This is a genomic window from Pseudomonas sp. Pse35, from assembly GCF_024519715.1.
Lineage (GTDB): Bacteria > Pseudomonadota > Gammaproteobacteria > Pseudomonadales > Pseudomonadaceae > Aquipseudomonas > Aquipseudomonas paracarnis.
On sequence record NZ_JALJRP010000034.1, the window covers coordinates 39,979 to 59,962 of the forward strand.

A 19,984-nucleotide genomic window follows, 5' to 3' on the forward strand; every position below is an offset into this window, starting at 1 on the left:
CAGACACGCCCCTGTTGTTGCGGGTCACTTGAATTCCACGGGAAAACCAATCGCCGGTTCTGGCAGTTCCACGCCGAACCACTGCTTGAACGAGGCTTTGTAGGTGGGGAATTCCACACCGGTCATGGCTTCGTGCAGCGCGGTGTTGACGAAATTCAGCCAGTCCTGGTCGCCGCGCTTGACCGCGCAGGCATAGGTTTGCGGGCTCCAGGCGTAGGTGGGGCTGCGGTAGCGGCCAGGGTTCTGCACCATCAGGTATTTGACCGAGGACTGGTCGGTGGCAGCAGCATCGGCGCGGCCTGAGTTCACGGCCTGGTACATCAGGTCAACGCTGTCGTACTGATCAACCTTGGCCTTGGGCAGTGCCTGGTGCACCAACTCTTCGGCATACACGTTCTGCAGCACGGCCACGGTGACGTCGTCGCCCGCCGCCTGCAGGTCTTCGATTTCCTTGTATTTGCTGTTATTGGGCAACAGCAGGCCGACGCCTTCCCGGTAGTACGGCAGGGTAAAGGCCACCTGCTGCGCACGGCTGGCGGTAACGGTGATGAACTGGCAGCTCATGTCGACCTTGTCGGTGAGCAGGTTGGGAATACGTGCATCGGACGACTGCACCACAAACTCCACCTTGCTCGGGTCATTGAACAAGCCTTTGGCCACGATGCGGCCGATGTCGATATCAAACCCCTGCAATTTGCCATCCGCTCCCTGGAAGTGCCACGGCGCATTGGTACTGCCTGTACCTACGATCAAGTGCCCACGCTTGAGCACATCATCGAGCTTGCTGTCCGCCGCCTGCACCACGCTGGCGAGGGAAGCCGATGCAGCGACGAGAAAAACACACGCTTTGAATACGGAAGGTCGGTGATGCATGACAAGCACTCCAGGGAGGGTGTATTCCGCTATACCGGAACTTGGTATGTAACAACGGAATAGACAGCAGAAAGTGTGCCATAGGTGCTCATGGAAAGACATGCGTCCCACAAATGCCTTATGGATCAGTCAGATAGCGGCCTGACGGGAATACGGCGCCTGCCTGTGAGTACAAACGCTTTGCTACGCAAGACCTCAAACCCTGTTACTGCGCACCAATACCGAACGCCTGGGCTAACCTCTAAGAGCGTGCTTGCTCGCCCTTACATGGAACCCTGACTGATGAAACTGCGATATATCTTGCCCGTGCTTCTGCTCGGGGTGGCTGGCAACGCCCTGGCCAGTAGCGACCGTCGTGAATGCAAGGAAGAACTGCAGAAACTCAAGGAAGCCTTCAGTACCGACTACACCGCCCAGAATCACCATGGCTATCGCCGGGCCAAGGCCTCCCGTGACAATGAGGAATACGAGAAGTGCGCGAGCCAGGCCCGCAAGGCCAGGGAGCGCATAGAGCGCGAGGCAGACCTGTGAAGATTGACAGTAGACGGTGATAAGCCACGGGCTTAGCGTTGGCAAACACCCACGCGGCTTGAAGGGAGATCACCATGGGAATGGCCACCCGCATCATTTCCAGCGTCACAGCGTTCGAACGCGTACTGAATACACCGCGCCCGGTGTTCCTCCTGTTTGTATCAGAGCACTGCCCCGCTTGCGCGCAGGCAGGCTCCGTGTTCGAACAGCACGCCTGGCAGCATCCCTGGGTCGTGAGCCTGGTACTCGATTGCGCCCATACGCCGAGGCACCCTGACGTGTCAGGCACCCCGACGCTGCTGATCTATCGCAAGGGCGCCCTGGTGGAACAACACAAAGGTTTGGGCCCCCTTGAAGAACAAGAGCAGTACGTGAAGAACATCTTCAGCCGTTATGACCTGAGCAAGGGTGCAAGTGCACTTGCGTCACTCGACGCTCCTCCACTTCAGCCACGGTCAAACGCCAGCCTTCATGTTCCAGGCTATCGCCCACCACCGGCAGGCGGTCAAGCAGGCTCATCACCAAACCTGCCAGGGTTTGATAATCCTCGGTCGTCACCGCCTTGAAGCCCGTGCGTTGACGCACCAGGTTGAGGTTCAAGGCGCCATTGGCACGGAAGCCATCGCCTTGCTCGACAATATCGGGCCCTTCGATTTCGCTGGCATCGGGCAATTCACCGGCGATGGATTCCAGAATATCCGTCATGCTCAATACGCCCATGAAGTCGCCGAATTCGTTGATCACGAAAGCGATGTGAGTGGACTCCTGGCGCATCTGCTCCAGGGCATTGAGGATCGAAAAACTGTCCAGCAGGTTGATCGCCCGACGCGCCAGGTGTTCCAGGTTCGGCTCGTTGCCCGCCAGGTACTCCTTGAGTAACTCCTTCTTGTGCACAAAACCCAGGGGCTCATCCACCGCACCGTTACGGATCAACGGCAGACGCGAGTAGGACGAGTGCATCAGTTTCAGACGGATCGTCTCGGGGTCATCCGCCAGGTCGATGCAATCAACCTTGGCCCTTGGCGTCATCAGGGTGCGAATCGGCCGCTCGGCCAGTTGCAGCACGCCGCTGATCATCACCCGTTCGCGTCGGTCAAACAGCGGACCCTGCGCAGCATCCGGCTCGCCCAGCAGGTCAGCCACGTCTTCACCCACCTCTTCCACCGCCAGGCTGCGGCCGCCCAACAAGCGCATCACCGCATGGGCGGTACGCTCACGCACCGGCAACACGCCCTGCGCCGACTTCTTGCGACGGGCTCGGGCGATCTGGTTGAACACCTCGATCAGAATCGAGAAGCCAATGGCCGCGTACAAGTAGCCCTTGGGAATATGGAAGCCCAGGCCTTCGGCGGTCAGGGCGAAACCGATCATCATCAGGAAGCCCAGGCACAGCATGATCACGGTCGGGTGCGCATTGACGAAACGGGTCAGCGGCTTGCTCGCCACGATCATCAGGCCGATGGACACGATCACGGCGATCATCATCACCGCCAGCTCGTCGACCATGCCCACGGCGGTAATCACCGCGTCGAGGGAGAACACCGCATCCAGCACCACGATCTGCGCGACAATAGGCCAGAACATTGCGTAAGCCACACTGCCCTTGTGCTGCGCCACATGGCCTTCAAGGCGCTCATGCAATTCCATGGTGGCCTTGAACAACAGGAACACACCACCAAACAGCATGATCAGGTCACGGCCGGAGAAGCTCTTGTCGAACACCTCGAACAGCGGCTGGGTCAGGGTCACCAACCAGGAAATACTCGCCAACAGGCCCAGGCGCATCAGCAGCGCCAGGGATAAACCGATCAAACGTGCACGGTCACGCTGCTCCGGCGGCAACTTGTCCGCCAGGATCGCGATAAACACCAGGTTGTCGATACCCAGCACCAGTTCCAGCACAATCAAGGTCGCAAGGCCGAGCCAGGCCGTAGGATCCGCTAACCATTCCATTTATAAATTCTCTGTCTTTAAAGTGTTCAGAACGCCGGGCACGGCAAAGTGCGGTCATGCGACCGGGACAAGGTTAGTTGACGGAATACGGGGTGCTTCAGCGGGAACAGCGACAGCGGTTGTCTTGGGGAAAGACGACTGGGAGGCTCCGAGAGGGTGTTCATGCAAGTCCTGAAATGACAAAAGGACTTGAATCCTACATTCGAAATACAAATTTCCCACAACGCAAAACTATTACAAAACCTGTAAACCCCCCATCAGAAGCACAGCAACTCTTGTGGGAGCTGGCCTGCGATGCCGGCACCTCGATGCATGATCGTTCCCACGCTCTGCGTGGGAATGCCGCCTGTGACGCTCCGCGTCCCACCCGCGCAAGGATGACGCGGAGCGTCACAGGATGCGTTCCCACGCTGGAGCGTGGGAACGATCTGTATCAGGTTTTACGAGTGGCATCGTCCAGCGCCAGGATGGTGTGGGCATTGGTGACGGTGGTCGCCAGCGTATTGATCACCCCCGAACGCAACGCCCCCAAGGTCGCCGCCGCCTTGGTGTTCTCGCTGGCAATCGCCACCACATCCGGGATGCGAAACAGCTCCTGCACCGTCAACCCGATCACGCGCCCCTGGATGGCGTTGACCGCCGGCTGGCCGTGAATGTCGATAAAGTCATAGCCCATCATGTCGCCCACGGTGCCAGACAACCGCGCCTGGGCGATTTCCTGGGGCGAGAACCAGCCCATGCGCACCATGTTGCTGTTCTCGCTCATGTCGCCGATGCCGATCAGGGCGATATCGGCACGGCGGGCGCGGTCAAGAGTCGAACGCACCGTGTCGTTGTTGATCAGCACCCCGCGCAGTTCCGGGTTGGCCACCAGCGCCGGGGCGTACAGGCTTTCACTTTCGCCACCAAAGCGCAGGGCCAGGCGTCGGCAGATGTGGTCAGGGTTCATGTATTCACCGGCCTTGAGCGAACCGCCGATGGCACACACGAAGGTGCAGTTGCGGGTCACCGGCAGAAACACGTTATCGGCCACCGCGCCGACGTTACGCCCCATGCCCACCGCAACGATCATGCCGTCGCCCAGGGTCTTGTTGAGGTAGTTGGCCACCAGGCTGGCGACCGCCGAGCGCTGGGTGTCGGGGTCGCTGTGGTCGACCGCAATCAAGGCGCGGTCGAGCTTGAAGCGCTCCACCAGTGCCCGTTCCAGCTCGTTGTTCATTGCCGGGTGCTGCAGCACGCGCACCTCGACAATCCCTTCATCGCGCGCGCGCTTGAGCAGGCGGCTGACTTTTGCCCGCGACAGGTCAAAACGCTTGGCAATGGCCTCCTGAGTGACGTTCTCAAGGTAATAGAGCATCGCCACTTCGGTCATCTGATCGATATCACTGGCCATGCGCTGGGTACTGTCACTCATGGGGACGGGCTTCCGTTTCGGCGTCAAAGGCGCATTCTCCCGACTCTTGCCCTGCGCCGTCCACTACTGATGCCCATCGCGCTCGATCGCATTGATGCGCTCGACCTTGGCCCCGGACCGCGCCGCTTCGAACTCCGAGGCCAAAAACGCACTGACGATGCTTTTGGCCAACTCCGCACCGATGACCCGCGCACCGATGGAGAGGATTTGCGCATCGTTGCTCTTGCGCGCCCGCTCCGCAGAGTAGGTGTCATGGGCCTGGGCCGCACGGATGCCCAGAACTTTGTTGGCCGAGATGGCCATGCCTATGCCGGTGCCGCATACCAGCACGCCGAGGCGCTGTTGCCCGGCATTGATGGCGGTGGCCACGGCCAGAGCGATGTCCGGGTACAGCACCGGCGCCGTTGAATGCGTACCGAAGTCGGTGACCGGGTACCCCAACGCCTCGATATGGCGCTTCAACAACTCTTTGAGCTCAAAACCCGCTTCATCACATCCGATAGCCACCGGGAAAGGTGTGTTCATGGCGCCAAACTCCACTGATCAAATGATCACTTAGTGAAATATCTCTCACTCATTTCGCAAGCATTCACCCCTTACTGTCAAGCGAGATTTAACTGACCTGCCAGTCAAAGCCCTATAGCAAGGCAATAAACGCGTCAAAGATGAGAATCACACCTTTTAAGTGAAAGAGATTGACTGATCAGAATTTCATTTGATACACATATGATCACAGCGAAACATGACTGTGCGACCTAATAAGAATTCACAGCACGAGGACACGCCGATGGCCACGCCATTACTGCTCCAGGCTGAACACGTCGCCAAGGCTTACGCCGGGGTACCAGCCCTGCGCGACGGGCGCCTTTCTCTGCGCGCCGGCAGCGTCCACGCCCTGTGCGGCGGCAACGGTGCCGGCAAGTCAACCTTCCTGAGCATCCTGATGGGCATCACCCAGCGTGACGCCGGCAGCATTCTGCTCAACGGCGCACCGGTGCAGTTCAATCGCCCGAGTGAAGCCCTGGCCGCGGGGATCGCAATGATCACCCAGGAGCTCGAACCCATCCCCTACATGACCGTCGCCGAAAACATCTGGCTGGGCCGCGAACCGCGCCGCGCCGGCTGCATCGTCGACAGCAAGGCCCTCAACCGCCGCACCCGCGAACTGCTCGAAAGCCTGGAGTTCGATGTCGACGCCACCAGCCCCATGCACCGCTTGAGCGTGGCGCAGATGCAATTGGTGGAAATCGCCAAGGCGTTCAGCCATGACTGCCAGGTGATGATCATGGACGAGCCCACCTCGGCCATCGGCGAGCGCGAGGCCGAAACCCTGTTCAAGGCGATTCGCCGCCTTACCGCGCGCGGTGCCGGCATCGTGTACGTGTCCCATCGACTGAGCGAACTGGCGCAGATCGCCGATGACTACAGCATCTTCCGTGATGGCGCCTTTGTGGAAAACGGGCGCATGGCCGATATCGACCGCGACCACCTGGTGCGCGGCATTGTCGGCCAGGAACTGACGCGCATCGACCACAAGGCGGGCCGCGAATGTGCGGCCAGCACCTGCCTGCAAGTCGACAACCTGAGCCGCAACGGTGAGTTCCACGACATCAGCCTGCAGCTGCGCCGTGGCGAGATTCTCGGCATTTATGGGTTGATGGGCTCCGGGCGCAGTGAATTCCTCAATTGCATCTACGGCCTGACCGTGGCGGATTCCGGCAGCGTTACCTTGCAAGGCAAGCCCATGCCCATCGGGCAGCCCAAGGCGACCATCGACGCCGGCATGTCGCTGGTTACCGAAGACCGCAAGGACAGCGGCCTGGTGCTGACCGGCAGCATCCTGTCGAACATTGCACTGTCGGCCTATAAGCGCTTGTCGAGTTGGTCGCTGATCAACGCACGTAAAGAAGCGCAACTGGCCGAGGAGATGGTCAAGCGCTTGCAGATCAAGACCAGCTCCCTGGAGCTGCCGGTAGCATCAATGAGCGGCGGCAACCAGCAAAAGGTGGTGCTCGCCAAATGCCTGTCCACCGAGCCGGTATGCCTGCTCTGCGATGAACCCACCCGCGGCATCGACGAAGGCGCCAAACAGGAGATCTACCACCTGCTCGACCAGTTCGTGCGCGCCGGTGGCGCAGCCATTGTGGTGTCGTCGGAAGCACCGGAACTGCTGCACTTGAGCGACCGCATCGCCGTCTTCAAAGGCGGCCGGCTGGTCACTATCAGCACCGACACCGCCCTTTCCCAGGAAGCCTTGTTGAGTCTTGCCTCATGAATGCCAAAACCATCGTTGCTCCCGTTACTGCCGCGCCGCGCAACCGCTTGCGCCTGTCCCTCGACCGCTTCGGCCTGCCGCTGGTGTTTATCCTGCTGTGCGTGGTGATGGCGTTTTCCAGCGAATACTTCATGACCTGGCGCAACTGGATGGACATCCTGCGCCAGACCTCCATCAACGGCATTCTCGCCGTGGGCATGACCTATGTGATCCTGACCAAGGGCATCGACCTGTCGGTGGGGTCGATCCTGGCGTTCGCCGGGTTGTGCAGCGCCATGGTCGCCACCCAGGGTTATGGCCTGTTGGCGGCGGTCAGCGCGGGGATGTTTGCCGGCGCGATGCTCGGGGTGGTCAATGGTTTCATGATCGCCAACCTGTCGATCCCGCCGTTCGTGGCCACCCTCGGCATGCTCAGCATCGCCCGGGGCATGACCTTTATTCTCAACGACGGCAGCCCGATCACCGACCTGCCCGACGCCTACCTGGCCCTGGGCATCGGCAAGGTCGGCCCGGTGGGCGTGCCGATCATCATCTTCGCCGTGGTCGCGCTTATTTTCTGGATGGTGCTGCGCTACACCACCTACGGCCGTTATGTGTACGCAGTGGGCGGCAATGAAAAAAGCGCGCGCACATCGGGTATTGGCGTGCGCAAGGTGATGTTCTCGGTGTACGTGGTCTCGGGCCTGCTCGCCGGGTTGGCCGGCGTGGTGCTGTCGGCACGCACCACCTCTGCCCTGCCCCAGGCCGGGGTTTCCTACGAGCTGGACGCGATTGCCGCGGTGGTGATCGGCGGCACCAGCCTGTCGGGCGGTACCGGCAGCATTGTCGGCACCTTGTTCGGGGCCCTGTTGATCGGCGTGATCAACAACGGCCTGAACCTGCTCGGCGTGTCCTCCTATTACCAGCAGGTCGCCAAGGGCCTGATCATCGTGTTTGCAGTACTGATCGACGTGTGGCGCAAGAAGAAACGCTGAAGAACGACCCATAACAATAACTGGAGTTCTACTTATGAAACTGGGTACCACCCTGGCCGCTGCGGCGGCCCTCTCCCTGCTCGCCAGCAGTATCGCCCTGGCCGCCGACGGCAAGACCTACAAGATCGGCGCAGCCGTCTATGGCCTCAAGGGTCAGTTCATGCAGAACTGGGTCCGCGAGCTCAAGGAACATCCGGCCGTCAAGGATGGCACCGTGCAGTTGACCGTGTTCGACGGCAACTACGACGCCCTGACCCAGAACAACCAGATCGAAAATATGGTGACCCAACGCTACGACGCGATTCTGTTCGTACCGATTGATACCAAGGCCGGCGTCGGTACCGTCAAGGCCGCCATGAGCAACGACGTGGTGGTCATCGCCTCAAATACGAAAGTAGCCGATGCCAGCGTGCCGTATGTGGGCAACGACGACGTGGAAGGCGGCCGCCTGCAGGCCCAGGCCATGGTCGACAAGCTCAATGGCAAGGGCAACGTGGTGATCATCCAGGGCCCGATTGGCCAGTCGGCGCAGATCGACCGGGAAAAAGGCGAGCTGGAAGTGCTGGGCAAACACCCGGACATCAAGATCATCGAAAAGAAAACCGCCAACTGGGACCGCGCCCAGGCCATGACCCTCACCGAAGACTGGCTCAACGCCCACCCCAAGGGCATCAATGGCGTGATCGCCCAGAATGACGACATGGCCCTGGGCGCCGTGCAGGCGTTGAAGTCCCATGGCCTCACCTCCAAGAATGTGCCCGTGACCTCTATCGACGGCATGCCGGATGCGATCCAGGCGGCGAAAAAGGACGAAGTCACCACCTTCCTCCAGGATGCCCAGGCCCAGTCCCAAGGCGCGCTGGACGTAGCGTTGCGCGCCCTGGCCGGCAAGGACTACAAGCCACAATCGGTGATCTGGGAGCGCTATGCCAAAGACGTGAAATGGGGTGACGGCACGGCCAAGAATCACATTCTGCCGTGGGTGCCGGTGACCAATGCCAATGCGGACGCGCTGTACAAGCAAGTCAGCGGCGGTAAGTAGTTTGATCGTTCCCACGCTCCGCGTGGGAACGCATCCCGTGACGCTCCGCGTCACTTAACATCGGAACGCAGAGCGTTCCACGCGGCATTCCCACGCAGAGCGTGGGAACGAGGAGTCATTCATGTCTGGTTTCTGGAACCAAGCCTTCGACCTCAGCGGCCGTTGCGCGGTGATCACCGGTGGCGCCGCCGGCATCGGCCTGGCCTGCGCCACCTTGCTGGCGGAACGCGGCGCAAGGGTGGCGCTGCTGGACCGCGACCCGGCCGTGGTCGAGGTGGCCGCCAGCCTGGGTGCCGGGCACCTTGGCATTGCCGTCGACCTCGGGAGGATCGACCAGATACAACCGACCGTCGACAAGGTGTTCGCGCATTTCCAGCGCCTGGATTACCTGATCAACAGTGCAGGCGTGGTGCTGCTGGACAAGGCCATCGAGGTCAGCGAAAGCGCCTGGGACACCACCCTGGACATCAACCTCAAGGCCAGTTTTTTCATGGCTCAGGCCTGCGCCAGGCACATGATCGCCCAGGGCAGCGGGCGCATCGTCAACCTGGCGTCCCAGGCCGCCGTGATTGGCCTGGACCGTCACGTTGCCTACTGCGCCAGCAAAGCCGCCATCGTCGGCATGACCAAGGTATTGGCCATGGAGTGGGCGCCGCAGATCAACGTCAACGCCATCTCCCCGACCATCGTCGAAACCGCCCTGGGCAAAAAAGCCTGGGCCGGCGAGGTCGGTGAGCGGGCCAAATTGCAGATTCCGGCAGGTCGCTTTGCCCAACCCGAAGAAATCGCCGGGCTGGCACTGTACCTGCTCAGCGACGCCGCACAGATGATCACCGGTGCCAACATGGTGATCGACGGCGGCTACAGCATTCAGTAATTCATCGTTATGTCGTGAGGTTTTGTCATGTCCACCGTCACCGAACGCACACCTGAACAACTCGCCCCGAGCATCCCGAAAACCATGCAGGCCGTGGTCTGCCACGGCCCGGAAGATTACCGCCTGGAAACCGTCGACGTGCCCACGCCCGGCCCCGACGAGATCCTGACCAAAGTCGAGCTGTGCGGCATTTGCATGGGCGATATCAAGACCTATCGCGGCGCGCCGTCGTTTTGGGGCGATGCCGAGCAACCGCGCTACGTGAAGCCGCCGATGATCCCCGGGCATGAGTTCGTGTGCCGCGTAGTCGCCCTTGGCCCGGGCGCCGAGAAGCGCGGCGTGGCCGTGGGCGACCGGGTGATCTCCGAGCAAATTGTGCCGTGCTGGGGCTGCCGCTTCTGCAACCACGGCCAGTATTGGATGTGCCAGAAGCACGACCTGTATGGCTTCCAGAACAATGTGCAGGGCGCCATGGCGCAATACATGATCTTCACCAAGGAAGGCATCATCCACAAAGTGCCGGAATCCATCGCCCCCGATGAAGCGATCCTGATCGAACCCCTGGCCTGCTCGCTGCACGCGGCGGAACGCGCCAACGTCGACCATGACGACATCGTGGTGGTCGCCGGCGCCGGCACCCTGGGCCTGGGCATCATCGGCGCGGTGCGGTTGCGCAACCCGAAAAAACTCATCGTGCTGGACATGAAACCCGAACGCGCCGCCCTCGCCCTGCGCCTGGGCGCCGATGAAGTGTGGAACCCGGCCGAGGTGGATGTGTTGGCGAAGATCCGCGAAATCACCGATGGCTACGGCTGCGACATTTATATCGAGGCGACCGGGCATCACAAGGCGGTGAACCAAGGCCTGGCGATGCTGCGCAAGCTGGGACGCTTTGTGGAATTCAGCGTGTTCAATGACGAGGCCACGGTGGATTGGTCGATCATCGGTGACCGCAAGGAGCTGGATATCCTCGGCTCGCACCTGGGGCCTTATATGTACCCAAGGGCCATAGACTTTATCGGCAACCGCAAGATCGATATGCGCGACGTGGTGACCCACAAGTTTGCGCTGGCGGATTTCAAGGAAGCGTTTGCGGTGATGGAGCGCGGCGATAAATCGCTGAAGGTTGTGCTCGAACCCTGATCTCAGTAACAACACAAAACCCTGTGGGAGCTGGCTTGCCTGCTCCCACAATGGAAGGGTGTCGCCCCTTAGAACAAGAACACAGGAACCCGCGTTATGAATCGAGTCATCAACGATCCCGACCAAGTGGTCGAAGACATGCTGCGCGGCATCCTGGTCGCGCACCCCGAACTGCGCCAGTACGAAAGCAACCCACGGGTCATTGTCAGGGCCAGACCGTCCGCCCAGGGCCGCGTCGGCATTGTCACCGGCGGCGGCTCCGGGCATGAACCGGCGTTCCTCGGCTATGTTGGCCCGGGCCTGGTGGATGCGGTGGCCGTCGGCGAGATTTTTTCCTCGCCCACCGCCAAAAGCTTTTTCGACGCCTTCCGCGCCGCCGACCATGGCGCAGGCGTGGCCTGCCTGTATGGCAACTACGCGGGCGACAACATGAACGTGAAGCTGGCAATGAAAATGGCCGCCAGCAAAGACATGCGCATCCGCACCGTGGTCGCCAACGACGACGTGGCCTCCGCGCCCAAGGCCGATATTGCCAAGCGTCGCGGCGTGGCCGGGGAGATCTTCATGTGGAAGATCGGCGGTGCCGCCGCTGCCCAGCATTACGACCTGGACGGCGTGATTCGGGTGGCGCAGAAAACCGTCGACCACTGCCGCTCGATTGGTATCGGCCTTACGCCCTGCACGATAGCCGCGGTGGGCAAGCCGAACTTCCAGATTCCCGACGGCCAGATGGAGCTGGGTATCGGCCATCATGGCGAACCGGGCATCGAAGTCATCCCGATTGAACCGGCCGCCGCCATGGCCGAGCGCATGCTGGCGCCGATCCTCGCCGACCGCGATTTCAACCAGGACGACAGCGTGGTGGTGCTGGTCTCAGGCCTGGGCGCCACCCCGGTGATGGAGTTGTATATTTTCTACGCAGAGGTGGAAAAACAGCTCAAGGCCAAAGGTTTGAAGATTCACCGTTGCTACGTGGGCAACTACTTCACGTCCCTGGAGATGATGGGCGTGACCTTGACCCTGCTCGGCCTCGACGCCGAGCTGAAAACCCTGATCGACCAACCCTGCCGCTCCATCGGCATGACCCAGGCGGAGTGAACCATGAGCCAGCATTTTTCCACCCATGACGGTAGCGCCATTGTCGCCGACCTGGTCAGCGTGATCGTGGCAAACCGGGAGTACCTCAGCGAAGTCGACGGCGCTATAGGCGATGGCGACCATGGCATCAACATGGCCAAGGGCTTTGCCCATTGCGGCCGCACGATCGAAGGCCGCCAACTGACCCTGGCCGAAGCCCTGGATGAACTGACCCTGAGCCTGATGGAAGGCATCGGCGGCTCCATGGGGCCCTTGTATGGCAGCCTGTTTATCGGCATGGCCGACGAAGTGCGCGGCAGTGAAGACATCGACGCCGCCACCTTCGCCCACCTGCTGCGCGGCGGCTTGACCTCGTTGCAGGACATCACCGAAGCGGGCGTGGGCGACAAGTGCTTGATGGACACGTTGATCCCGGCGGTGGAAGCCTTTGAACGGGCGCATGCAGCGGCGCGTTCTTTCAGCGATGCACTCGACGCGATGAAAAGCGCTGCTTCTCAGGGGCGGGATTCGACCAAGGACCTGGTGGCCAAGATTGGCCGAGCGAGTCGTTTGGGTGAGCGTTCCCTCGGCGTTCTGGATGCCGGGGCCGTATCGTGCTGCCTGATCCTTACGCAGTTGGCGGACTCGATTAAACCCCGTTTGACCTGACATGATCGTTCCCACGCTCCGCGTGGGAATGCAGCCTTGGACGCTCCGCGTCCCACCTACGCCAGGGTGACGCAGAGCGTCACTGGTGGCATTCCCACGCGGAGCGTGGGAACGATCGACAAGGGATTACCTGGTTTTCAGTACTGGGTTACCAGAACCGCTGCTGGGTCAAGCGACTCCACCAGGTCAACAGCACTCGGTCCACCGAGCCGCTGGCCGCCAGGCCCACGCGCTCCTGCAGGCTCTTACGCTCGGCATAGTGCAGGTGGAACACTTCGGCGGTCTTGGCCTTGGTAGCCAGGTATTCATCGCTGGTTTGCAGCTCATCAACCAGTTGTTTGTCGAGAGCGGCAACCCCCAACCACACTTCGCCAGTGGCCACCTCGTCAATCGCCAACTGCGGGCGGTAACGCGCGACGAAGTTCTTGAACAGCTGATGCGTGATGTCCAGGTCTTCCTGGAACTTCTCCCGGCCCTTCTCGGTGTTTTCGCCGAACACTGTGAGCGTGCGCTTGTATTCACCGGCGGTCAGCACTTCAAAGTCGATGTCGTGCTTTTTAAGCAGGCGATTGACGTTGGGCAACTGCGCCACCACGCCAATGGAACCGAGAATGGCGAAGGGAGCGCTGATGATCTTCTCGCCGATGCACGCCATCATGTAGCCACCGCTGGCCGCGACTTTGTCGATGCACACGGTCAACGGCACGCCGGCCTGGCGGATACGCGCCAGTTGCGAGGAGGCCAGGCCATAGCTGTGCACCATGCCGCCGCCGCTTTCCAGGCGTAGCACCACTTCATCCTTGGGCGTGGCCAGGCTCAGCAGTGCGGTGATTTCATGGCGCAGGCTTTCGGTGGCCGAGGCCTTGATGTCACCGTCGAAATCCAGCACGAATACCCGTGGCTTGGGCTCGGGCTTCTTCTTGTCTTTCTTCTTTTCAGCTTTGCTTTCGGACTTGCGCAGGGCCTTGAGCTGGTCCTTGTCGAGCAGGCTGGACTCCAGGCGCTCACGCAAGCCCTTGTAGAAATCATTCAGCTTGCTGACCTGCAATTGGCCGGCGGATTTACGACGACCTTTGCTGCGCAGTGCTGCAAAGCTGATCAGTACCACCAGAATAGCGACCACCAGGGTGACGGTCTTCGCCAGAAAGCTCGCGTATTCGGCCAAAAAATCCATATGTCTCCTTAAAAAATGCACTGCGCCAGGCGCGGATGGCCTCAGCATACCGACGCCACTGCGAAGGAGCCAGTGATCAAACCGCCAGCAGGCGGGCTCCAACGCGCTTTTAAAACAAGCGTATGTTTTTTCATTGACAGCTCGCAGGCATCCTCATAACCTCGCCAGACTTTCAACGTACCGGGAAAACGGACGTGGGCAGCATTTATCTGATTCGACATGGCCAGGCTTCCTTCGGTGCAGACGACTATGACGTCCTCTCGCCCATTGGCGTGGAACAAGCGCAAGTGCTCGGTCGCCACCTGGCAGACCTGGGCATTGCGTTTGACCGCTGCATCGCCGGCGACCTGCGTCGCCAGCAGCACACTGCCAGCGCCACGTTCGACCAGTACAGCGCCCTGGGCTTGCCGGTTCCGGCATTGGAAACAGACAGCGCGTTCAACGAGTTCGACGGCGAGGCAATCATTCGCGGCCTGTTACCCGACCTGCTCAGCAGTGAGCCGGATGCCGTGCACATCCTGCGCAATGGCCCGCAGAACCGCAGCGAGTTCCAACGCATTTTCGCCCTGATCATCGAACGCTGGCTGGCCGGCACCTATGATCCGCCCGGGCTGGAAAGCTGGCTGGGGTTTGTCGAGCGGGTCCAGGGTGGTTTGCAGCGGATCCTTGAAGCCGCCAACCACACCGACAAAATCGCCGTATTCACCTCCGGCGGCACCATCACCGCCCTGCTCCACCTGATTACCCGAATGCCTGCCGCCCAGGCCTTCGAAATGAACTGGCAAATTGTTAACACCTCGCTCAACCAATTGAAGTTCCGTGGTCGCGAGGTGGCACTGGCTTCCTTCAACAGTCACGCCCACTTGCAACTGTTGAAGGCGCCGCAGCTCATCACTTTCCGATGAACTGCGGCCAACCGTGACCCCAAGGTCACTGGACTCTACCCTTAAGGATCGAAACCATGACTGACGTAGCTAAAGCAGTAGAAGCAATGAAAGCCAAATTCAACCCAAGCGCTGCCGAAGGCTTGGACCTGGTGTTCGGTTTCCGTATCGACGACAGCAAGAATTTCTCGCTGGTGGTCAAGGACAAGACCTGCGAGCTCAAAGAAGGCGAAAACCCTGACGCGCAGGTCACCCTGGTGATGGACAGCGAGACCCTGGAAGGCATCGTCGACGGCTCCACCGACGGCATGCAAGCGTTCATGGGCGGCAAGCTGCGCACCGAAGGCGACATGATGCTGGCGATGAAGCTGAGCGAGCTGTTCCCTTCCTGATTCACGGGTAACCCTGAATCCTGATCCCGCCTCCCCAGGCGGGATTTTTTTGCCGGCATTCTCGCGGTGAATGAAGATCCCCTGTTGGAGCTGGCTTGCCTGCGATGGCATCTACTCCATTTGCCGGACGCACCGCGGTGCCTGCATCGCAGGCAAGCCAGCTCCCACAGAAAAGCAAATCCGTAGGACTGCTCAGGTTTTTGGCTGTAGCAACAACGCCACCAACGCGCTCCACCCGGTCTGGTGTGAAGCCCCCAACCCTCGCCCTGTCTCACCATGAAAATACTCATGGAACAACACCAGGTCACGACTGGCCGGGTCTTCCTGCAACTGCGCATACCCCGCCATCGACGGCCGCACACCGTTTTCATCTTTGAGAAACAGCCGCGTCAGCCGCTCGCTGAGGCTGTCAGCCACTTCCTCGAGAGACGCCAGATACCCACTGCCCGTCGGGTACTCCACGGAAAAATGCTCCGCGTAATAGCGATGAAATTCGCGCAACGATTCAATCAGCATGTAATTGACCGGCATCCACAGCGGCCCGCGCCAATTGGAGTTGCCGCCGTACAAACGTGAGTCGGATTCACCGGGTTGGTAACTGGCGCACAAGGTGTCGCCATTCATCTTCAACGCCAGGGGCTGCTCGGCGAACGCCTTGGATAGGGCGCGCACGCCAAAGGCCGACAAGAACTCCTGGTCATCCAGCATGCGTCGCAGCAAATCCTTGGTGCGTTCACCGCGCAGCAGCGCCAGCAACAGGCGGTTGCCCTGCCCCGGTTCGGTCCAGCGCGAAACCAACCTGGCCAGGTCCGGCCGATGATGCATAAAGCCCAGCAGGCGCTCGCGCAAGTCTCCCAGGCCCTCGTGCTCGCGCTGTTCCAGCACAAGCACCGCGAACAGCGGCATTAACCCGACGATGGAGCGCAGGCGCACCGGTTCGCTCTGGCCATCAGGACGGTGCAGTACGTCGTAGAAAAACTGGTCCTGCTCATCCCACAAGCCTTCGGCGCTGTCATCGACGCGGTTGATAGCGCCGGCGATGTAGAGGAAATGCTCGAAAAACTTCACGGCAATGTCCACGTACACCACATTGCGCTTGGCCAACTCCAGGCCGATGCGCATCAGGTCCAGGGCATAGGCCGCCACCCAGGCGGTGCCATCGGCCTGGTCCAACTGGTAACCCGGCGGCAACGGGGCCGAGCGGTCGAACAAGGCGATATTGTCCAGGCCCAGAAAACCGCCCTGGAACAGGTTGCGGCCCTCGGCGTCCTTGCGGTTGACCCACCAGGAGAAATTCAGCAGCAGTTTGTGAAAGATCCGCTCCAGGAAATCCATGTCGCCCACGCCGGTCAACGCCTTGTCCTGCTGATATACGCGCCAGCTGGCCCAGGCGTGCACGGGCGGGTTGGCGTCGTCAAAGCGCCATTCGTAGGCCGGCAATTGGCCGTTGGGGTGCATGAAGCGGTCCTTTACCAGCAGCAACAGCTGTTGCTTGGCGTAACCGGGGTCGATCAGCGCGATGGCCACCGCCTGGAAGCCTTGATCCCAGGAGGCATACCAGGGGTATTCCCAAGTGTCGGGCATGGACAAGATGTCGAAGTTGCTCAGGTGCCGCCAATGGGTATTGCGGATAAGCAGACGCTCGGGCGGTGGCGCGGGCTGGGCCGGGTCGCCGTCAAGCCACTGGTTCACGTCGAAATAGTACAGTTGCTTGGACCACAGCAGGCCGGCCAGGGCCTGGCGTTGCACATTGCGCGCATCGTCATCGGCAAGGCCCTGTTGCAAGACCGCGTAGAAGTCATCGGCCTCCTGGCGGCGCTGTTCGAATAGCTTGCGCGCATTGACATCGGGCGCGTCCAAAGGCGCAAAACGCAGGTAGAGGATTTTGCTTTCCTGGCCCGCCAGTTCAAGGGTGAAATGCGCGGCCACCTTGGTGCCGGCGTCCCGGCGAACGGCCGACCCAACCCCGCCCACCACGTAATCATTAATGCCATCCTTAAATGGCCCCGGCGCCGGTTGCCCGTCCAGTTTGGGCCGATTGGTTTGGTTTTCGCAGAACAGCCACTGCAACCCGTCCTGGCCCCAGGCACTGAGGTGGCGATCATCGAGTTCATGATGACGCGCCAGAACCCGCTCGCCGTCCAACCTCAAGCTGGGCTTGGGTGCATCGAAGGTCCAGCTCCAGTCATTGCGCGCCCAGAGCTGGGGCAGCACCTGCAGGCGTGTGGGTTGGTCCGAACGGTTATGCACGGTGACGCGCATGAAAATATCGTCGGGCTGATGCTTGGCGTATTCGACACTGACGTCGCAGTAGTGGTTGTCTGCGAACACACCGGTATCAAGGATTTCATACTCGGCATCCGCCAGCCCACGACGGGCGTTTTCGGCGATCAGGTCAGCGTAGGGAAAGGCCGCATGGGGATATTTGTAGAGCATGCGCATGTAGGCATGGCTCGGCACGCCATCGACGAAAAAGTACAGTTCCTTGACGTCTTCACCGTGGTTGCCTTCGGCGTTGTCGAGGCCGAACAGACGTTCCTTGAGGATTGCGTCACGCTCGTTCCACAGCGCCAGGCCCAGGCACCAGCGTTGAGCCTTGTCACTGAAACCGGCCAACCCGTCCTCGCCCCATCGATAGGCGCGGCTGCGTGCATGCTCATGAGGGAAGTAGGCCCAGGCGTCACCGTCGGCGCTGTAGTCTTCGCGCACCGTGCCCCATTGGCGTTCACTCAGGTACGGGCCCCAGTCGCGCCACTGCTCGGCGCCTGGCGTTGCCAGGCGCTGGCCTTCGAGGGTGTCCAGCAGGTTGGTTGCGGGTTTGGCCGTCATTGGGTCCTCCTTCACCTACACGGTGGAGCGCAGTGTAGAGCCCAATGACGCCCGCTTGCACATGAAGACTTGGACGCAGGGTCAACTCATTCATTTGCAGAATGAAGTCCAGAAGAATCTTCGTTTGCAAGGCAGCCGGCGGCTCAACAAAATCAGGCAAAGGCCACTTTCATCGCTCCAGCCATCAGGAATTTTTCTATGCACGCCACTGCACATGTCAGCCCTGACGAGATCCGCAAGGGCTTTTCCAAGGCCATGTCCGACATGTATCGAGATGAAGTTCCGTTATATGGGGCGTTGCTGGAGTTGGTGGCCGAGACCAATGCACATGTGCTCGACAGCGAACCGGGCCTGGCGCACCAGCTGCAACGTACCGGCGAAATCCAGCGCCTGGGCATGGAACGCCACGGCGCCATCCGCCTGGGCACCGCTGCGGAACTGGCGACTATCAGCCGTTTGTTTGCGGTGATGGGCATGCAACCGGTGGGGTACTACGACCTCACCCCCGCTGGCGTACCTGTTCACTCCACCGCCTTTCGCGCCGTGCATGAACACGCGCTGCAAACCAGCCCGTTTCGCGTGTTCACTTCGTTGCTGCGCCTGGAACTGATCGAAAACCCCGACCTGCGCGCCTTCGCCGAAAGCGCCCTGGCCAAGCGCTCGATCTTCACCGGCGAGGCCTTGGCATTGATCGACCAGGCAGAGACCCAAGGCGGCTTGAATGCCAGCGATGCCGAGGCCTTTATCCGCCAGGCCCTGGAGACGTTCCGCTGGCACCACACTGCCACGGTCACCGGCGCCCAATATCAGCAACTGAGCGACCAGCACCGACTGATCGCCGACGTCGTCGCGTTCAAAGGCCCGCACATCAACCACCTGACGCCACGCACCCTGGACATCGACCAGGTGCAGGCGGCGATGCCCGGCAAAGGCATCACTCCCAAAGCCGTGATCGAAGGCCCACCTCGGCGCCAATGCCCGATCCTGCTGCGCCAGACCAGCTTCAAGGCCCTGGACGAACCCATCGCCTTCACCGATGCCCACGGCAGCCACAGCGCACGCTTCGGCGAAATCGAACAGCGCGGCGTCGCACTTACCCCTAAAGGCCGCGCCCTGTACGACCAACTGCTGAACGCCGCCCGCGACGAACTCGGCACATTCCCCAATGAAGCCAACGCCGAGCGCTATGTGCAATTGATGGAACAGCACTTCCACGCCTTCCCCGATAACTACCCGCAGATGCGCGAGCAGGGCTTGGCGTATTTTCGCTACTTCGTCACCGATAAAGGCCTGACGGCACGCGGCCAGGCCGATCAGCCGCGCACATTGGAGGCGCTGGTCGGTGCCGGTCATGTGGCGGTGGAGCCGTTGGTGTATGAGGACTTTTTGCCGGTCAGTGCGGCGGGGATCTTCCAGTCAAACCTGGGGGATGGGGCGCAGAGTCACTACGCGGGCAACTCCAACCGAGATGCCTTCGAACAGGCGCTGGGGCGCAGGACGATTGATGAGCTGCAGTTGTATGAGCAGACGCAGCAGCGTTCCATGGATATATGCGTTGAAACGCTGTTGAAATGACTGGATGCAAGACCGAACGCCAAGCGTCACGGCGTTGATGGTAACCACGATGCGAAGCGAGCCGCTTTTGATCTTGATCTGCTTTTGATCTTGATCTTAAGCGCCCCGTCAAACCACGCTGGCCGGAATTCGACAGGGATTTGGGGGGTAAACCGGCAGGGATGCCGGTTTAGCCGCCCCGCGCCATGGATGGCGCGTGGCGGCGGCCCCCCAAATCACTGGCGGATTACGGGCACACCGAGCCTAAGCGAGGTGCCGAGTGGTGGGGCAAGAGCGTTTTGCTTACTTTTGTCTGGGCCGGC

At 60.8% G+C, this 19,984-nt stretch carries 17 protein-coding genes and 1 pseudogene; 12 read left to right on the top strand and 6 right to left on the bottom strand.

Annotated elements, in window-relative coordinates; genetic code table 11:
- Positions 1-24 precede the first annotated feature (24 nt).
- Positions 25-873: a transporter substrate-binding domain-containing protein gene (locus OC445_RS22585; RefSeq protein WP_054896548.1), complete on the bottom strand. Its 849-nt coding sequence runs from the start codon at positions 871-873 to the stop codon at positions 25-27.
- A gap of 282 nt (positions 874-1,155) precedes the next feature.
- On the opposite strand from OC445_RS22585, the gene OC445_RS22590 reads away from it, so the two are divergent.
- Both OC445_RS22590 and OC445_RS22595 read left to right on the top strand, forming a co-directional pair.
- Positions 1,156-1,404 carry a hypothetical protein gene (locus OC445_RS22590; RefSeq protein WP_034125743.1) on the top strand — a complete coding sequence of 83 codons (249 nt, stop codon included), beginning with the start codon at positions 1,156-1,158 and terminating at the stop codon, positions 1,402-1,404.
- A gap of 80 nt (positions 1,405-1,484) precedes the next feature.
- Positions 1,485-1,766, top strand: a pseudogene (locus OC445_RS22595) (thioredoxin family protein); the annotation flags it as partial.
- Positions 1,767-1,788: 22 nt separating this feature from the next.
- Here the strand turns inward: OC445_RS22595 and OC445_RS22600 are convergent.
- The 3 genes from OC445_RS22600 to rpiB all read right to left on the bottom strand — a co-directional run bounded on the left by OC445_RS22600 (position 1,789) and on the right by rpiB (position 5,296).
- Complete coding sequence (locus OC445_RS22600; protein ID WP_034125744.1) at positions 1,789-3,357, bottom strand: TerC family protein; 1,569 nt, start codon at positions 3,355-3,357, stop codon at positions 1,789-1,791.
- 433 nt (positions 3,358-3,790) lie between these two features.
- The gene (locus OC445_RS22605) at positions 3,791-4,771 is read right to left on the bottom strand and encodes a sugar-binding transcriptional regulator (RefSeq protein ID WP_003191835.1); all 981 of its coding nucleotides are present in this window, start codon (positions 4,769-4,771) and stop codon (positions 3,791-3,793) included.
- Positions 4,772-4,834: 63 nt separating this feature from the next.
- Entirely contained in the window at positions 4,835-5,296 is a 462-nt protein-coding gene (rpiB, locus tag OC445_RS22610; RefSeq protein ID WP_019817614.1) for a ribose 5-phosphate isomerase B, read from the bottom strand.
- Positions 5,297-5,558: 262 nt separating this feature from the next.
- Here rpiB and OC445_RS22615 point away from each other — a divergent pair, with 262 nt between their 5' ends.
- The 7 genes from OC445_RS22615 (at position 5,559) to dhaL (ending at position 12,828) form a co-directional block, all read left to right on the top strand.
- Positions 5,559-7,046, top strand: a complete 1,488-nt coding sequence (locus OC445_RS22615) for a sugar ABC transporter ATP-binding protein (protein ID WP_259284157.1) — start codon at positions 5,559-5,561, stop codon at positions 7,044-7,046.
- Positions 7,043-8,020 carry an ABC transporter permease gene (locus OC445_RS22620; RefSeq protein WP_014718193.1) on the top strand — a complete coding sequence of 326 codons (978 nt, stop codon included), beginning with the start codon at positions 7,043-7,045 and terminating at the stop codon, positions 8,018-8,020. The genes OC445_RS22615 and OC445_RS22620 overlap by 4 nt, the downstream gene beginning before the upstream one ends.
- A gap of 34 nt (positions 8,021-8,054) precedes the next feature.
- Complete coding sequence (locus OC445_RS22625; protein ID WP_262020367.1) at positions 8,055-9,062, top strand: substrate-binding domain-containing protein; 1,008 nt, start codon at positions 8,055-8,057, stop codon at positions 9,060-9,062.
- 121 nt (positions 9,063-9,183) lie between these two features.
- Positions 9,184-9,939 carry an SDR family oxidoreductase gene (locus tag OC445_RS22630; RefSeq protein WP_060767525.1) on the top strand — a complete coding sequence of 252 codons (756 nt, stop codon included), beginning with the start codon at positions 9,184-9,186 and terminating at the stop codon, positions 9,937-9,939.
- A 27-nt stretch (positions 9,940-9,966) separates the two neighbouring features.
- Positions 9,967-11,082: an erythritol/L-threitol dehydrogenase gene (locus tag OC445_RS22635; RefSeq protein WP_019817618.1), complete on the top strand. Its 1,116-nt coding sequence runs from the start codon at positions 9,967-9,969 to the stop codon at positions 11,080-11,082.
- 96 nt (positions 11,083-11,178) lie between these two features.
- On the top strand, positions 11,179-12,180 hold the full coding sequence (locus OC445_RS22640; protein ID WP_236453315.1) for a dihydroxyacetone kinase subunit DhaK: 1,002 nt from the start codon (positions 11,179-11,181) through the stop codon (positions 12,178-12,180).
- Between the two features lie 3 nt (positions 12,181-12,183).
- The gene (gene dhaL, locus OC445_RS22645) at positions 12,184-12,828 is read left to right on the top strand and encodes a dihydroxyacetone kinase subunit DhaL (protein WP_057977185.1); all 645 of its coding nucleotides are present in this window, start codon (positions 12,184-12,186) and stop codon (positions 12,826-12,828) included.
- 148 nt (positions 12,829-12,976) lie between these two features.
- On the opposite strand, the gene sohB is transcribed toward dhaL, so the two are convergent.
- On the bottom strand, positions 12,977-14,002 hold the full coding sequence (gene sohB / locus OC445_RS22650; RefSeq protein ID WP_057977182.1) for a protease SohB: 1,026 nt from the start codon (positions 14,000-14,002) through the stop codon (positions 12,977-12,979).
- 194 nt (positions 14,003-14,196) lie between these two features.
- On the opposite strand from sohB, the gene OC445_RS22655 reads away from it, so the two are divergent.
- Positions 14,197-14,907 (top strand): histidine phosphatase family protein, encoded by a 711-nt coding sequence (locus OC445_RS22655; RefSeq protein ID WP_034135852.1) that lies wholly within the window; start codon positions 14,197-14,199, stop codon positions 14,905-14,907.
- Positions 14,908-14,963: 56 nt separating this feature from the next.
- Complete coding sequence (locus tag OC445_RS22660) at positions 14,964-15,278, top strand: SCP2 sterol-binding domain-containing protein (RefSeq protein WP_034125754.1); 315 nt, start codon at positions 14,964-14,966, stop codon at positions 15,276-15,278.
- A 192-nt stretch (positions 15,279-15,470) separates the two neighbouring features.
- Here the strand turns inward: OC445_RS22660 and OC445_RS22665 are convergent, their stop codons facing one another.
- Complete coding sequence (locus OC445_RS22665) at positions 15,471-18,107, bottom strand: MGH1-like glycoside hydrolase domain-containing protein (protein WP_262020368.1); 2,637 nt, start codon at positions 18,105-18,107, stop codon at positions 15,471-15,473.
- A 198-nt stretch (positions 18,108-18,305) separates the two neighbouring features.
- Here OC445_RS22665 and OC445_RS22670 point away from each other — a divergent pair, with 198 nt between their 5' ends.
- On the top strand, positions 18,306-19,682 hold the full coding sequence (locus OC445_RS22670; RefSeq protein ID WP_262020369.1) for a VOC family protein: 1,377 nt from the start codon (positions 18,306-18,308) through the stop codon (positions 19,680-19,682).
- Positions 19,683-19,984: the final 302 nt, after the last annotated feature.